Source organism: Myroides sp. LJL115 (assembly GCF_054871665.1).
The window spans coordinates 1-16,373 of sequence record NZ_JBTXLS010000032.1; the positions used below are offsets into that span (position 1 = coordinate 1).

Annotated in this window: 10 protein-coding genes; 8 read left to right on the forward strand and 2 right to left on the reverse strand. The window is 33.0% G+C overall.

Annotation, left to right across the window (positions count from 1 at the left end):
• Nucleotides 1-697: 697 nt before the first annotated feature.
• A complete protein-coding gene (locus ACYSNX_RS08895; RefSeq protein ID WP_461754325.1) occupies nt 698-1,639 on the forward strand; it encodes an MBL fold metallo-hydrolase in 942 nt (313 codons plus the stop codon).
• 70 nt (nt 1,640-1,709) lie between these two features.
• Here the strand turns inward: ACYSNX_RS08895 and brnQ are convergent, their stop codons facing one another.
• Entirely contained in the window at nt 1,710-3,044 is a 1,335-nt protein-coding gene (gene brnQ / locus ACYSNX_RS08900; RefSeq protein WP_461754326.1) for a branched-chain amino acid transport system II carrier protein, read from the reverse strand.
• Between the two features lie 717 nt (nt 3,045-3,761).
• Nucleotides 3,762-4,997, reverse strand: coding sequence for an ABC transporter permease (locus tag ACYSNX_RS08905; protein ID WP_461754327.1), 1,236 nt, complete (start codon nt 4,995-4,997; stop codon nt 3,762-3,764).
• 21 nt (nt 4,998-5,018) lie between these two features.
• On the opposite strand from ACYSNX_RS08905, the gene ACYSNX_RS08910 reads away from it, so the two are divergent.
• The 7 genes from ACYSNX_RS08910 (at nt 5,019) to ACYSNX_RS08940 (ending at nt 16,369) form a co-directional block, all read left to right on the forward strand.
• Nucleotides 5,019-6,215, forward strand: coding sequence for an exo-beta-N-acetylmuramidase NamZ family protein (locus ACYSNX_RS08910; RefSeq protein ID WP_461754328.1), 1,197 nt, complete (start codon nt 5,019-5,021; stop codon nt 6,213-6,215).
• Nucleotides 6,216-6,217: 2 nt separating this feature from the next.
• Nucleotides 6,218-7,765: a histidine kinase gene (locus ACYSNX_RS08915; RefSeq protein WP_461754329.1), complete on the forward strand. Its 1,548-nt coding sequence runs from the start codon at nt 6,218-6,220 to the stop codon at nt 7,763-7,765.
• A gap of 105 nt (nt 7,766-7,870) precedes the next feature.
• A complete protein-coding gene (locus ACYSNX_RS08920; protein WP_461754330.1) occupies nt 7,871-10,465 on the forward strand; it encodes a zinc-dependent metalloprotease in 2,595 nt (864 codons plus the stop codon).
• A gap of 34 nt (nt 10,466-10,499) precedes the next feature.
• Complete coding sequence (locus tag ACYSNX_RS08925) at nt 10,500-13,850, forward strand: SusC/RagA family TonB-linked outer membrane protein (protein WP_461754331.1); 3,351 nt, start codon at nt 10,500-10,502, stop codon at nt 13,848-13,850.
• 12 nt (nt 13,851-13,862) lie between these two features.
• Entirely contained in the window at nt 13,863-15,191 is a 1,329-nt protein-coding gene (locus tag ACYSNX_RS08930) for a RagB/SusD family nutrient uptake outer membrane protein (protein WP_461754332.1), read from the forward strand.
• Nucleotides 15,192-15,317: 126 nt separating this feature from the next.
• On the forward strand, nt 15,318-16,079 hold the full coding sequence (locus tag ACYSNX_RS08935; protein ID WP_461754333.1) for a LytR/AlgR family response regulator transcription factor: 762 nt from the start codon (nt 15,318-15,320) through the stop codon (nt 16,077-16,079).
• An 83-nt stretch (nt 16,080-16,162) separates the two neighbouring features.
• The gene (locus ACYSNX_RS08940) at nt 16,163-16,369 is read left to right on the forward strand and encodes a hypothetical protein (RefSeq protein WP_461754334.1); all 207 of its coding nucleotides are present in this window, start codon (nt 16,163-16,165) and stop codon (nt 16,367-16,369) included.
• The last annotated feature ends 4 nt before the right edge of the window (nt 16,370-16,373 follow it).

Sequence of the window (16,373 nt, forward strand, 5' to 3'; positions counted from 1 at the left end):
TTAAATTAGATATATAAATCAAATCTTGCGATTTGCCTTACTCTTTGTTAAATTTTGCTGTCAATCCAATATGTCTATGAACGTGTCTTCAATGTTGCGCTTATCTCTCAAAGCGGTTGCAAAAGTAATACTTTATTTCAAACTACCAAAGAAATTTCGAAAATTTTTATTTTTTTAATTTCTTGTCAGCCCTTGTATTTCCTAAAGCGGACTGCAAAGATACCACCTTATTTTTTCATTATCCAAATTTATTTTTCTTAAAATTTCTTTAATGTTTTAAAAGGTAACTTTACTTCTCTTTATGTAAGATCGTCTTGCTTAATGCGGGTGCAAAAGTAGAAACTTATTCCTTACTTCCAAACTTTATACAAGCTTTTTTTAATTCTTTTTTACACATAAACCACAAGTACCTAAAAACAAACGTATTATATATTTAATTATTTTTTAGATTAGCAGCTAAATAATAAACACCCTATTCTTATTAAGAGAAAACAAAACTCCAGCAAAACTACCAAACACCCTGTGCAAGGTAAGCGCTACAACTATAAAATTAAAAATATCCCATAAAAAGGCCATTCCTCTTTGAGTCGCCCACAAACAGCTTTTCTAAAAATACAGTTTGTTTTCTCCTTATATATATTAAGTAGCTTTTTATTTAAAAATAAATAACTCTAAATTTGCATAAAATACAAATATCATGAGAAAAATATTTTTAACTATAGCAGCAGTCTTTGCACTACATGGATATAGCCAATCTCTAGAAATTATTCCTCTTGGAGTATATGGAGGTTCGGATGAAAGTAACTTATCTGCTTACTTAATAGGGGTAGAACAAAGCAACGCCTACTTAAGCTTAGATGCCGGAACTATAAGAAGTGGTATAAATAAAGCTATAGCCTTAAATACCTTTACTGAAGATGCTCAACATATACAGCGAAATTATATAAAAGGGTATTTTATAAGTCATGGCCACCTAGACCATCTTGCTGGATTAATTATCAACTCCCCTGAAGACTCCCCTAAACCTATCTATGGTTTTAGCCCAGTTATAGAAGTGCTTACAAAAAATTATTTTACAAATGCAGCATGGGCCAATTTTGCAGATCAAGGTGAAGCTCCAATAATAGGAAAATACAACTACACAGCTTTAGACCAAATGCAAGAGTTCCCCATTGCAAATACAACTATGACAGCTAAAGCTTATACTCTTAGTCATGTTAACCCTCAAACAAGTTCTGCGTTATTAATCAATAACAACAATAAGCAATATGTACTTTACTTTGGAGATACTGGAGCAGATCGCATAGAGAAAACAAATCACCTAGATATAATATGGAAAGATATTGCACCTTTAATAATAGAAGATAAACTAAAAAACATTTTAATAGAAGTATCCTTCCCAAATGAACAACCCGAAAATGCACTATACGGGCATTTAACCCCGAAGTTACTTCAAGAGGAATTAAATAACTTAGCCACTTATACCACTAAGGAGAAATTAAAAGGAATCAACATTATTGTAACTCATTTAAAACCCTCTCAAAATTCCATTGAAATAATCAAAAACCAACTATACAAAGACAATCCATTAGATGTAAATTACATTTTCCCAATACAAGGAGAAAAAATATCCCTATAAAAATAAAAAATGGGCGACTCTAAAATTGAGTCGCCCATTTTTTTATATTACCCATTAAAGGAATTAAGCTCTATTGTTTCTTTGGAGCTATAAATTTTCCAAAAAAGAAAACTACTCCAAATGCTAGTGCCGAAGGAATAAGCCATGGAACATCATAAGAAGCTAAAGGAATAACATTAACTATTTTATTAACCATAGCACTATACTCTACATTACCATACCCTAAGGCTACACTTCCACTAAAAGAGAATAACGACAAAATCGTTGTCATCAAAATAGCTGCCACAAAAGGTGCTTTTCTATATACTACTTTACCAAACACAACCATATATAGGACTAATGTTAAAGTAATCGGATAGATTACTCCTAAGAAAGGTCCCGCGTACTCAATAATTTTATCTACACCCTCTACAGCTAATACCGCAGAAAATACACAAGTTAAAATTACAACTAGACGGTAACTAAGTCTCCCTTTAGTTAAACTATGGAAGAAAGTACCCGTAGCACAAACAAGAGCAATAGCAGTAGTTAAACATGCTAAAGCGATACAAAGCGCTAAAACTAAAGTACCAGATTTCCCTAGTAATCCATTAGATATGTGTAGTAATAATTCTGTTCGTTTTAAACTTCCTGAATATTCATAACCTGATGTTACTCCTAAGTATACTAAACCTCCGTAAATAAAAAGCAAACAAAACATTGCGATAAAACCAGACAATAAAGTAACATTTGTCTTCTCACTCATTTTAACGTACCCCTTACTTTTTACTGCAGTAATGATAATACCGGCATAAATCACCGAGGCCAATACATCTAAAGTTTGATATCCTTCTGTAAATCCTATTCTAAAGGCTTCTGGATTTTTCAAATCCGCCAACATAGCAGGATCAATTGGATTAGTAATACCAATAACAAGTAACCAAATTAGGATGATTAATAATAAAGGGGTTAGATATTTCCCAATAATATCTACCACTTTAGAAGGTGATATACTCAAAAGAGCTGTTACAGCAAAGAAAACTATTGAAGAAATAATAGCCCCCATCCCAGGATCCATCGAAGGAAAAACGGATAATACTCCGATTTCATAAGTAGTTGCTGCCGTTCTTGGAATTGCCACTAATGGACCAATACTCAAAATAATAGCCGTAGCTAAAATCCATCCTAGAGTACTATTGATACGCTTTCCTAAATCTGTAAAACTATCTCCAGAGAATAGTACAGCCAAAATACCAAGGAAAGGACCTAAAATAGCAGTTATAGAAAAACCAGCTACAGCGAAACTCCAGTCGCTACCAGTCATCAGTCCAATAATTGGAGGTAGTATTATATTACCAGCTCCGAAAAACATTGCAAATAATGCAAAACCTATTGTGGTTGCATCAGAATATCGCTTAAATCTCATCTAAATATTTAATTATTTCCCCTAGATAAACATGTAGTCTTATATACAGACAACTACAAGAGGTATTAATAAAGAAAAAAGTGTCTAAAACACACTTTTTGTACAAACAAGAGCACAATATAGGAAAATAATAAAAATATAAACTACACTTATCTTAGTTTTCTGTCTTTTTATCCCGACACATTACTAACAATTAATAAAGTTTTTTAACACTAATGCAATTTTATTACAAAAAGACTATACCTCTATTTAAAATAAACAAAACCCAAAAAACAAGACTAAAAGAGCAGTTATTTTATCAATAAACTAGAATTAAAGAGCATTAAGTTTAAATTATGTTTTTATAAAGTCTCTAAAGAAATATTAACATAATTACAAACTTGCAAATGAAACACCAATTTCACCCTAATAAACTCAAAAAAATACTTTTTTCAACTATAGACAAGAATTCCTATTTAGACCAATAAAATACGAGTAAAATCTATAAAATTTCGCCTAAAAAAGAAAGAAACAGAAAACTAAAAAGTGATAAAATATTCCTGTGCAAAATAAACTTATCTTTCTTTTGGTTCTTATTACCATAAAGAACTGCCAATAATTGTCTTAAAACTGTAGGGTATTCAAAAGTAACAACTCACCTACTCCAAAAACACTATTATAAATAATTCGGGTACTGACCTAAAGACAAAACCAAATCTTCCATGTATAAAAATACTTCTATTGGTAACGAAGAGCTTTAACAACGGTTATTTTAGTAATTAAATAAGAAGGAATTAATAAAACTAACATGGAAATAACAATCACTCCTAAATTCAACAGCAGCACATGCCAAAAACTTAGTAGCACAGGAGCTTGACTAACATAATAAGAAGCAGGGTCTAAAGTAATGACACCAAAATGCTTCTGAATCAATAAAAGGGACAGACCAATTATGTTACCATAAAAAAGTCCTTTGATAATTAAATAGGAAGCATTGTATAAAAATATCTTTCGAATACTCCAATTATTGGCCCCTAAGGCCTTAAGGATTCCAATCATTTGGGTTCTCTCCAAAATTAAAACCAATAGAGCAACAATCATATTAATAGATGCTACTATTACCATAATAACTATGATAACTAGAATATTAAAGTCAAACATATCAATCCAACTAAATATATTGGCATATTTATCCATGACTGTCTTGCTATCCACTATGGAAGGAAGCTCTAGATACACCTTGTCTCCTATAGTTTGTATTTGATCAAAATCATCAATTAATAACTCAAAGCCTCCTATTTGATTAGGCTTCCATCTATTTAATCGTTGAACATGACGCAAATCCCCTAAAACAACACTAGCATCAAATTGCTGTATACCTGAACTATATATACCAACAATTTCAAATTGTCTTACTAATGGGACTTTATTACCCCATTCTTTCATAAAGTAGGTAGTAATTTTATCTCCTAACTTTAAATTTAAACGGTCAGCAATAAACTGAGATAACAATACCTCATTGCTCATTTGTATGGTTAGATTAGGTAACCTACCTTGTACAAGATATTCTTGCATAGGAGTAAAATCATAAATAGAGTCTACTCCTTTGTATACAATCCCTTCAAAATAGTCAGCAGTACGTATTATCCCAGCAATACTGGCAAAAGGAGCTATATTCTTAATCCCCTTTATATTTTGGAAGTCATTATATTTACTAAGGTCTCTCTCTAAAGGAACTAAAGTGATATCACTTGCATTGTTATCGTAATTAGTTACTACAATATGTCCACTAAAAGCAGAAATCTTTTCCCTAATCTTATATTTTAATCCAAGTCCTGTGGAAATTGAAACAAGCATCATAATAATTCCTAAAGCAATTGCTGTAATTGCAATTTTAATTATTGGAGCAGATATACTACTTTTATAGTTTTTAGTAGTAACAAGTCGTTTGGTTATAAAATATTCTAATTTCAAGGTATGGTAGTATCTAATTCAATGTTCAAAAATACAGTTTTATTTTTAGTCTTTACATTGCTTTTTAGCGTTAATGTAAAATCACAGCAAAATCCTTTCTCTTCAAGTGCGACTCCAATGGAAACAATTGTTGTAGGAGCTCAACAAATAGATCTTTATGCAGATCTATTAAAAGGTAAGAAAGTAGCTATACTCACCAATCAAACTGGTATTGTTAATCAAGAGGATAAGCAAATATCTACAGTGGATTTCTTATTAAACAACCAGGTGGAATTAATAAAAATTTTCGCCCCTGAACATGGTTTTAGAGGAACAGCCGATGCCGGAGAACATGTAAAAGACTCTAAAGACCCTATAACAGGATTACCGGTAATATCCTTATATGGAAGCAATAAAAAGCCAACCAAAGAACAACTTGACTCGGTTGAAGTAATGCTTTTCGACTTGCAAGACGTAGGTGCTAGGTTTTACACTTATATCAGTTCTTTACATTATTTAATGCAAGCCTGTGCGCAAAACAACATACCTGTAATAGTTTTAGACCGTCCAAATCCAAATATTCACATCATTGATGGTCCAACCCTAGAGATGAAAAACACAAGCTTTGTTGGAATGCACCCTATACCTACTATGCATGGTATGACAATGGGAGAATATGCCAAAATGATTAATGGACAAAATTGGATACAAACTGACACATCTTGTGATCTAACTGTTATTCCGTGCTTGAATTACACTAGAAGTACTAAATATTCGCTTCCCGTTGCGCCTTCTCCTAATTTACCTAATGATAAATCCATCGACTTATATGCTAGTTTATGCTTTTTTGAAGGAACCAATGTTTCTAGCGGAAGAGGAACAAACCTACAGTTCCAAATATATGGAAGTCCACATTTAGAAAATATGCCTTTTAGTTTTACACCTGTTTCTAATCCAGGAGCAAAGCATCCAATGAATCAAAATAAACTTTGTCATGGAGAAAACCTACAAAACACTGCCCCATTAGATCAATTAGAAATAAAATGGCTTATCAAAGCTTATCAAAACAGTAAGTTAAAAGACAAATTCTTCAACAACTTCTTTACAAAACTTGCAGGTACTACAGAATTAGAACAGCAAATAAAACAAAATGTGAGCGAAAAGCAAATTAGAGCATCTTGGATTAAAGGTTTAGAGGATTTCAAAGCATTACGACAACCATATTTGATTTATAACTAACATTGAAAATACCTAAAACCACCTATCTATCCCAGAAAGCATACTTAGTAATAGGTATTGTAATACTACTTATAACTATAGGGGCTTTATTCATCCTTAGCTATTCCATTACAAAGAATAGCCAGCAGAACTATACCTATATAACAAAGAAAAACTTTACCAATAAGCTAAAGTCTTTAGAGATAGAATTCAAAAAAATTGATAATTATCTAAGCTCTTTAGATACCATAAGCTACTATGCACATAGAAAGGACTTATCAAAGAACTTTGAAATTATTAACCAAGTATATACTCCTGGAGATTATATTTCTTTGAATTGGTACATCATAGTAGGTAAAGACAATACCCCTGTACAATGGTATACTGCTACCGACCAAGCCTATATTCCCTCTATGTATATGGATCTAGTAAAAAACGACCCAACAAATAATTCTGCAGTTTTAGTACAACAAGATAACAAAGCACAGTGGTTACTTTACCGTCAAGTAGAACTACCCGATCAATTAAGAATTTTCTATGGAATTACAGTAGATTTAAATAACCTACATACTTACCTAGCCGATGTAGATGCCACTAATGCCAATTATGCCTTTATTTTCACCAAGAATGGTTTGTGTATTTACCATCCTGACACTAACTTATTAGGAGCAAACTTATTTGAAAAAGGCATTATAAACGAGAAGGACACCATTAATTCTCAACAAACTAATGAACTAGAGGTAAGAGAATCGGAATACCTTAAATTGGACATTATACGATTTTTAGCGCCATTTAAAAGCGATAATCTTTCGGGATACATCATGGTTAATTTCCCAAAATTCAATGCAGATGATAACCTACAGCCCATAAAAAAAAGCACTACTTTAATTTTTATAACAGCAGTTGCAATCATAGTTATACTATTCTTTCTTTTTTTCCGTGCCAATAAAAGAGCACAGACTCAAAAAGAATTACTAGCCGTAGCCTATGAAAAGGTGGATAAAGAAAAAGCACTAGCAGAATTACAGCAGTTAAAAAACCAAATCAACCCTCATTTTCTATTCAATTCACTTAACTCCTTATACATGCTTATTAACATTGATGCTAATACGGCTACGGAATTCACTTTAAATTTGAGTAAGATTTATCGCTACCTTATACATCCACCAAGTACAAATATTGTAAGTGTAGAGCAAGAACTAAATTTCATAAAACAATATATTAATCTGCAAAAGATTCGTTTTAACCAAGAGCTAAAAATCAATATAATTGAGGAGGAGTCTTACAAAATAACGGATAAAATCCCTTTTTTGGCATTGCAAATCACCATAGAAAATGCACTTAAGCACAATATCGCAACCCTTGACAATCCATTAGTTATACAAATTATATTGCAAAATAATCAACTTTTAGTAACAAATAACTACCAACCTTTACACAATACTAAACACAGTGAAAACTTCGGGTTAAATTATCTTAAAACTATTTATGATTACTATAATGTTCCTAACTTTGCAGCCCAAATAAAAAGAGATGATTTTGTATGCGTATTACCGTTTATCCAACATTAGAATAAAACCGTTCACTCCCATATTAAAGCCATTCACTCCCTAAAATTTTTTACTCTAAGGATACCGTCTTAGTTTTAGGGCCTATAATTATAACTTACTATTGGAATGAACCAAAAATCGGTTAAACTAACTATCAGTGCTTTACTGTTTTGTTTTAGCTTTTTAACAGCCTACCCAAGCTTAGCTAACAACAAAAAAGCAACCCCGAAAGCTGACAAAGAGCTTACCAAAGAAAAAGATTCTACAGATACTAAAAAGAATAGCTATGCGGATCTTTTAAAGAAAGGTATTTACAAAAAAGGAATGTTCAACACTATCCAAGTAAAGACCGATATCTATTTTGAAATTCCCGATAGTTTATTAGATCGTCAATTTTTAATTGTTAATAAGCTTTCTCAAGTTCCTTTGGAAATTAATGATGCTGGAGCAAATAAAGGGATGAACTACGAAAATAAATTAATTACTTTTCACAAAGATACTCTTGCAAATAAAATTTGGGTGAAAACACAAAATCCACGTGTTTCTTCTCCAATAGATGATGCTATTACTGAGTCGGTTAAAAACAACTTTATTGAATCAGTTTTAGAGGTTTTTGATATTGAAGCAAAAAATGCAGATTCCACTGCTACAGTAATTAAAGTAAATAAAGTTTTTGATGGAAATCAAAAAAGCTTTAATGACGTTTTAGCAGGATTAGGGTTACCTACTTCTATTAAAACTAACCTTTCTTATATTGAAGCTGTAAAAACCTTTGAAAAAAACCTTGTAGTAAAATCTCTATTAACTACAACTGTTAATGAAGGTACAGGAGACATGGCTGTTTCATTAGGAGTAACTACAAATATCGTATTACTGTCTAAAGAACCAATGAAGCCAAGAATAGCAGATAAACGCGTTGGATATTTTACAGAACAGAACTGGCTCTTCACCGATGAACAGCACAAAATGGAATCTAGAGAGTTTATCACAAAATGGAATCTAGAGCCTAAAGAGCAAGACATTGAAAGATACTTAAAAGGAGAATTAGTAGAACCTAAAAAGCCTATCGTATATTATATCGATCCAGCTACTCCTCCACAATGGAGACAAAAGATCAAAGATGGAGTAACCGATTGGCAAATTGCTTTTGAGCAAGCAGGTTTCAAAAACGCTATTATCGCTAAGGAACCAACAGAACAAGATGTAGATTTCGACATTGACGATGTACGCTACTCGGTAATTACCTATGCTGCTTCACCGAAGTCTAACGCTATGGGACCTTCAGTTATGGACCCAAGAAGTGGGGAAATTATCGAAGCTGATATTATTTGGTGGCATAATGTAATGACTTCGGTTCATGCTTGGATGAGAGTTCAAACAGGACCTATTGACCCAAAAGCAAGAGCAAACAAATTCTCTGATGATCACATGGGAGAAGCTATTCGCTTTATTTCTTCACATGAAGTAGGACATACCTTTGGATTAAAACACAACATGGGATCTTCCTTTGCATTCCCAGTAGACTCTCTTCGTTCCAAAACATTTACAGATAAAATGGGAGGAACTGCTCCTTCTATTATGGATTATGCTAGATATAATTATGTAGCACAACCAGGGGATGGTGTAACTGCAATTACTCCAAAAATTGGTTTATACGATAAATATGCTATCGAATGGGGATACCGTTGGTATCCAGATGCCGAAACAGAGAAAGAGGCCCTTAAAAAAATGATTGAAGATCATCAAGATGATCCAATCTATTTCTATGGGGAGCAGCAAAGCTACTTAAACACTATTGACCCAAGAAGTCAGAGTGAAGACCTTGGAGATGATGCGATGAAAGCCAGTACCTATGGTTTAAAAAACTTACAAATCGTAGTGGAAAATATTCTTCCTTGGACCTACGAACAAGGAAAAGATTACACAGAGGCTGGAAAATTACTTATGGCAAGTATTGGACAATGGCAAACTTACAACCAACATGTTTTAAATAATATAGGCGGGATTTACTTTGACCATGCTACTTATGGAAATAATAAAGACACTTATACACCAGTGCCATATGACACCCAAAAAAGAGCAGTAGAATATATAAGTGAGAATGTATTGACAATCCCAACATGGCTATTTTTCAACCCAGAGATTATCGACAAAACCTATGGTTTAAAATCTTCACCTGTTGGTCCGTTTGAATACTCTCCATATTCTTTAGCTAGGGAGTTGCAATACACGGCTATTTACTACATCTTAAGTGATCAAAGATTACTTCGCTTACTAGAGAATCAAGTAAAGCAAGAGCAAAATAAACAAGAGCTAAACTTTACGATTACTGACTTATTTGAAATGCTTAATCAGGCAATCTTCGAGAAGACAAATAAAAATAAGTCCTTAACTATCTTAGAGCGTATGACACAGAAAAACTATGTAGATGCATTAATTATAGATGTAAATAAGCTATTTGAAAAAACAAATAAAAAAGGATTACACGTAGAGACAAACCTAGGTTTCCCAACTATGTGTAATGCATTGCAAGAGGATAAAGCCATACGTAATATCAACTATGCAGTAATGAAAAGAGTATCAGAGGTAACAACTTATAAAAAAGGAGAGTTACTAAAGATTAAACAAACTCTTACAAAAAAGAAAAACATTAAAGATCCAGCTACAAAGGCACATTATGCTGACTTAATCAATAGAATTGACCAAGCATTGGATCTATAATAAATAAAACTAACTCACATTTTTATTAACTATCATGAAGAAATTTTTTCTTTTATTTACTCTGTTAATTTGTAGTGTTGCCTTTGCACAGCAACCTAGAATAATTACAGGTATTGTTCTTGATTCCGCAGACAAACTAGGCCTACCAGGTGCATCGGTAATTGTGGAAACCCAAAGCGTTTCCAATGAAACCTCCCACCAAGGAATCATAGAAAGCACCTCTATAGGTACAATCACAAACTACGATGGGGATTTCTCTTTAGAGGTTCCAGCCAATGCTAAAGCATTGCGCGTTAGTTTTATGGGCTACGAATCTAAAATAGTGCAATTAGGTTCAGCCACTCACTACTCTATTGTGTTGGGATATGATGACAATATGATGGATGAAGTAGTTATTACAGGTTACCAAACCATTGAAAAAAGAAAACTAACTAGTGCTGTAGCACAAATTGGAATGGATGCTATTGACCAATACGGAGTAGCAACTGTAGATAATATGTTACAAGGACAAGTAGCTGGTATGGCTGTATTAAATCAAACAGGAGCTCCTGGAGCACCTGCTAAAATTAGAATACGTGGTACCGCTTCTTTAAATGGTCCTCAAGACCCGCTTTGGGTTGTAGATGGTATGCCATTAGAGGGGAATGATGTTCCAAACTTTAATGACAAAGACAATATTGACCAATTACAAAACTATTCTATCGCTGGATTAAACCCAGATGATATTCAAGACATCACTATTTTAAAGGATGCTTCTGCTACAGCTATTTATGGTGCAAGAGCAGCTAATGGTGTAATTTTAGTTACTACAAAAAGAGGGAAAAAAGGGCAAATGCGCGTTAACTTTACCGCCAATACCTTTATTAATGAAAGACCTGATTTCAATAAATTAAATTTAATGAACGCTTCTGAAAAAGTGGACTTTGAATTAATGTTGGCATCTCGTTCTGACATCAATCATTTACGTACAGGACAAGGCGAAATCAGTAGAATATTAAATCAAACTGGAGAATTACAAAGTTTTAGAAATAATGGTCTACAAGGTTTATCTGCTTCAACTTTAGAAAGAATCAACCAACTTAGAGAAATAAATACACAGTGGGATAAATTACTATACCGCTCATCGGTTAACCAACAATATGGAGTTAATATCTCTGGAGGTACAGATCAATCAGATTACTATTTCTCTTTGGGATATTTTGATGAGCAAGGTGCTACTATTGGTACTGGTTTTGAGCGTTACAACTTAACATTCAAAAATAACTACCAATTAACAGATAAATTAGAGTTCGGAGCTGCTATTTTTGCTTCTCAAAGCAATAGATCTAGCTTTATCTCGGATATAGATGCTAATGTTAACCCATCGAACTATTCAAGAAACGTAAATCCATATTTACAACCTTTTGATGCAAACGGTGGTTATGTATATGACCCTGACATTCTAGGTTCGGAGGATTACTATGTTCCTTTTAACTTTTTAGAGGAGAGAAACAATTCTAAGTATAAATTGACTAACAAATCTATTAAAGCAGTATTTGACCTTAATTATCAAATTATTGATGATTTAAAACTTACTACTCAATTAGGTTTACAATTAGATGATAGCAATACAGAAAAGTATCAATCTCAAGATACCTATGGTACTAGAAAGTTCCGCCAAGGTACTAGATACTATGACAGTGCTAGTAAAGAAATGAAATACTTCTTACCAGAAGGTGGAATTATTGAAAACTTGTCCGATGATTTCTTTCAATACAACTGGAAGACAATGTTAAACTACAACACTGTATTTAACGACGTACATGAGCTAGATGTAATGGCTGGTATGGAAATTAGAAAAGAAGACCGTACTCAAATTAAAACTAAAGGTTTTGGATATGATGCCAATACTCTTACATCTAAGCCTATTATCTTCCCAGTAGGAACGGATTTTGCTACAGAAAAAAAATATGAAACCTATAAAAAAGGTAGAATTGAGAATGCTTATGCTTCTTTCTTTGGTACTGCATCCTATACTTATGATAGACGTTATACTGTATTTGGAAGTGTTAGATATGACGGTTCTAACCTTTTTGGAGTAGACCCTAAATATAGATACGTTCCACTATGGGCTATATCAGGTTCTTGGTTAGTAAGTAATGAGAAATTCATGCAAAACCAAGATATTATTTCTAATCTACGCCTAAGAGCTTCTTATGGTTTACAAGGAAATATTGACCGTACTACTTCTCCATTTTTAATTGGAGAATATAGAATGTCAACTATTTTACCTGGATATCCTGAAGGAAGTATTGCGGTAAACAATGCGCCAAATGGAACGCTTCGTTGGGAGAAAACAGCCAATACCAACTTTGGATTTGATCTTGGAGCATTTAACAACAGAGTATCTGTAGCTTTTGATATTTACAACAGAAAAAGTACGGACTTAATTGGACTAAAAGCTCTTCCATTAGAAACAGGATTTGAGTTCACTAATATGAACTGGGCGCAAGTTACTAACAAAGGTTTTGAGGTATCTCTAAGTACAAGAAATATCGCTAACCAAGACTTTAACTGGACAACTACTATCAACTTCGCTAAAAACGTAAGTAGAGTAGATAGAATCCAAGTTGGGGATAACGACTACTACCCATCTAGAGAAGGAAGACCTGTTAACTCTGTTTTTGTTATTAAAACAGCAGGTTTAGATGATAATGGTAATTTACTATTCTGGAAAGGGGATCAAAAAGTAAGTGGTGTAGAACTTTTCAAATTAAAAGATGCATGGGCAGATTTCTTACCAGGATATATGGTTACATCAGAATTAACTCCTGAAGAGTATAGAGATCTTTTTACTTATAAAGGAGATAATGATCCAAAGTTTACTGGAGGGATTATTAACAATTTCAGATATAAAAACTTTGATTTAACTATCTCAGCAGCCTTTAACTTGAAGCAAACAATTTTACGTCAGCCAAGTTATGAAAGTGCTTTTGTTGACCCAGGAAGAAATTACACAAAAGATGTCCTTAATATCTGGAGCCCACAAAACCCTAATGGGACATTACCAGGTATAACTGGAGATGATGCCTTTGACGGAACAGACAACTATATGCTTACTAAATTCTTTGGAGGTTTAGATAATGGTAATGCTTATAAATACTTAGATATTTGGGCAAAAGAAATTAGCTACCTTAGAATTAGTAGTATTCGTTTAGGTTATAATTTCCCACAAGCTATGCTAGATAAAGTAAGAATTAGCAACGCGCGTGTTAACATTGAGGCTAGAAACCTTTTTGTATTTGGTAGTAACTATGATGGGTATTTCGACCCAGAAACTTACGGTAACATTTACGCTCAACCGATCCAAAAGTCTGTATCTATTGGATTAAATGTAACTTTTTAGAAAGCTAGAACAATGAAAAAAATATACAAAATGCTTTGTGCACTATCTATTGTCTTTACCACAGCTAGCTGTGATAAATTCCTAGATATTCAACCACAAGGTCAAGTTATCCCAAAGTCAGTAAAAGAGTATAGAGAGTTTTTTCTTACCGCTTATGAAACCTATCCACAGCACAAGTCTTTATCTTCGATAAGAACCGATGAAGTTTTCTTATTAACTGGAGAGGAAGAATCTTTCTTTACCATTAGAGATATTTATATCTATAAGGATCAAGCTCAAGATAGATTAACAAGTGATTTTCCATATGAGGCTTTTTACAAGGCTATCTTCCATGCTAACTCTATTATTTTAAATGGGGTTAATACTATGGAAGAAGGCGTGGAAAAACAACAGCTTCTAGGAGAGGCCTATGGTATGAAAGCAATGGTGTACTTTGACTTAGTTAACCTTTATGCAAAACCTTACACCACTCAAGCGCAAGCCTCTTTAGATAGAGGTATCGTTATAGAGGACGAAGTGCAAATTGAGGAGAAAAAGGCTCCTTCTTCAGTGGAAAAAGTATATGAAGAAATTCATAAAAACATTGATAAGGCCTTAGAACATTTACAGATAGATGCCCACCAAACTGGAAAAAATTATCGTTTTTCTAAAATGAGTGTTTTAGCGTTACAAGCAAGAGTATACCTATACCAAAAAAGGTATGACAAAGCCTTAGAAAGCGCTAATAAGGTATTAGAGTTCAGAAGTGAGTTGCAAGACTTAAATAGCGACCTTACCTCTGTGGCTGATTTTACATCTGTAGAATCTATACAAGCTTTAGAACTTACTTTAAGTGGTAGCCATAGAAGTTCAATTCTTGTATCCCAAGATCTAATCCAAAGTTTTGACCAAGAGAACGATTTGCGATTTGCAATGTCTTTTGATAAGAGATGGGATAACAATTATGTAGTTAAAAAAGTTGGAGAGGCTCAAAATAAAGTTAGCTTTAGAACTTCAGAAATGTACATGATTAAAGCAGAAGCGCTTATAGAGGAAAAACAACTAGACCAAGCCAAGCAAACTCTAGAACAACTTTTAGTTAATCGTTATACTCCACAGGGATTTGCTAAAGTACAGGCTAAAATAAGTGCAATGGACGCTACTTCATTTAAAAAATATCTATTGGAAGAACGCTTTAGAGAATTCGCCTTTGAAGGACATAGATGGTTTGATTTACGTAGAGCTTATCAAAAACAAATCGAACACAAATTAGGAAGTGAAAGCTATTTCTTATTCGAAAACGACATAAGATATACCTTAGACTTCCCTAAGAAAGCAAAACAAAACAACCCACATTTATAGCCAAAATTAGATTCCCTAATTACCCCCCTTAAAAAACTACTCCTAGCCAGAGTAGTTTTTTTTTGGCCTTTTTTCTACCCTAAGTAGAAAATGGTTACTTTTACAGAAAATAAATGTATTTGACCAATGAAAATAGCCCTTATTGAAGATGAAAGCCTAGCAAGTGCTTACTTAAAAACACTTCTTCACAGGCAAACTATTTTACCCATTGATTCCATTACCATATTACCTAGTGTAAAGGAATCTATTGCTTATCTAAGTGAACAAACGGTAGATTTATTATTCATGGATATCCATCTTGGGGATGGCAAAAGTTTAGATATTTTTGAATCCGTAGACATAAGCTGCCCTATCATCTTTGTAACGGCATATGACTCCTACGCCATCCAAGTATTCAAACAATTCACCATTGATTATATCCTAAAACCCTTTAGTGAGCAGGAGCTTTTAGATGCCTTAAATAAATTCAAAAGCATCACACAAAGCTTTCAACACAATAATACCTTAGAGGCTCTATCAAACCTAGATAAAGATCAGCAAGAAAATTATAAAACCAGATTTCTAGTTCACTTAGGACATAAATTGAAATCGATTGAAGCTGCAGATATTGCCTATTTTTTTGCTCAAGGTAAACACCTTTTCATTACTACTTTGGATAATAAAACGTATATCTATAATGATACAATTAAGGGAGTGATAGGTAAATTAAACGAAGGAGATTTTTTTAAAATAAATAGAAAATATGTTATCCAAAGAAAGTCTATCTTAGAAATAATTAGGCATTCTTCGCAAAAAGTAGAGCTTATTTTACAACCTAAAATACAAGAGAGCGAAAGTATATTGGTAAGTAAAAACTTAATAAATAATTTTAAAGAATGGCTAGAATAATTCAATAAATTTTAGTACTTTTTATCCATTGTTTCTCTCAAAAGCTTTATATTTGAGACAAAGACAATTAAAAACGAATAATTATGAGTATACAAGACCGCATATTGGCATTTGTGGATAGAATTCTAGACCTATTTAACATAATTAAAGGATATTTATCTAATGCTGTGGCATTTTTTGAAAAGTTGAAAAATGCAATCTTAGAATTAGTTTCCTATATGGGAGAAAGAATAGAAGATATTACAGAGGAAGATCTTCAAGTATTAGAAGAAGAACACTTCTTTATCTAATACT

Excerpts from the sequence above, each read along its gene's own strand:
- ACYSNX_RS08895 (WP_461754325.1), top strand. The coding sequence starts at position 698 with ATGAGAAAAATATTTTTAACTATAGCAGCAGTCTTTGCACTACATGGA.
- brnQ (WP_461754326.1), bottom strand. The coding sequence starts at position 3,044 with ATGAGATTTAAGCGATATTCTGATGCAACCACAATAGGTTTTGCATTA.
- ACYSNX_RS08910 (WP_461754328.1), top strand. The coding sequence starts at position 5,019 with ATGTTCAAAAATACAGTTTTATTTTTAGTCTTTACATTGCTTTTTAGC.
- ACYSNX_RS08920 (WP_461754330.1), top strand. The coding sequence starts at position 7,871 with ATGAACCAAAAATCGGTTAAACTAACTATCAGTGCTTTACTGTTTTGT.
- ACYSNX_RS08925 (WP_461754331.1), top strand. The coding sequence starts at position 10,500 with ATGAAGAAATTTTTTCTTTTATTTACTCTGTTAATTTGTAGTGTTGCC.
- ACYSNX_RS08930 (WP_461754332.1), top strand. The coding sequence starts at position 13,863 with ATGAAAAAAATATACAAAATGCTTTGTGCACTATCTATTGTCTTTACC.
- ACYSNX_RS08935 (WP_461754333.1), top strand. The coding sequence starts at position 15,318 with ATGAAAATAGCCCTTATTGAAGATGAAAGCCTAGCAAGTGCTTACTTA.
- ACYSNX_RS08940 (WP_461754334.1), top strand. The coding sequence starts at position 16,163 with ATGAGTATACAAGACCGCATATTGGCATTTGTGGATAGAATTCTAGAC.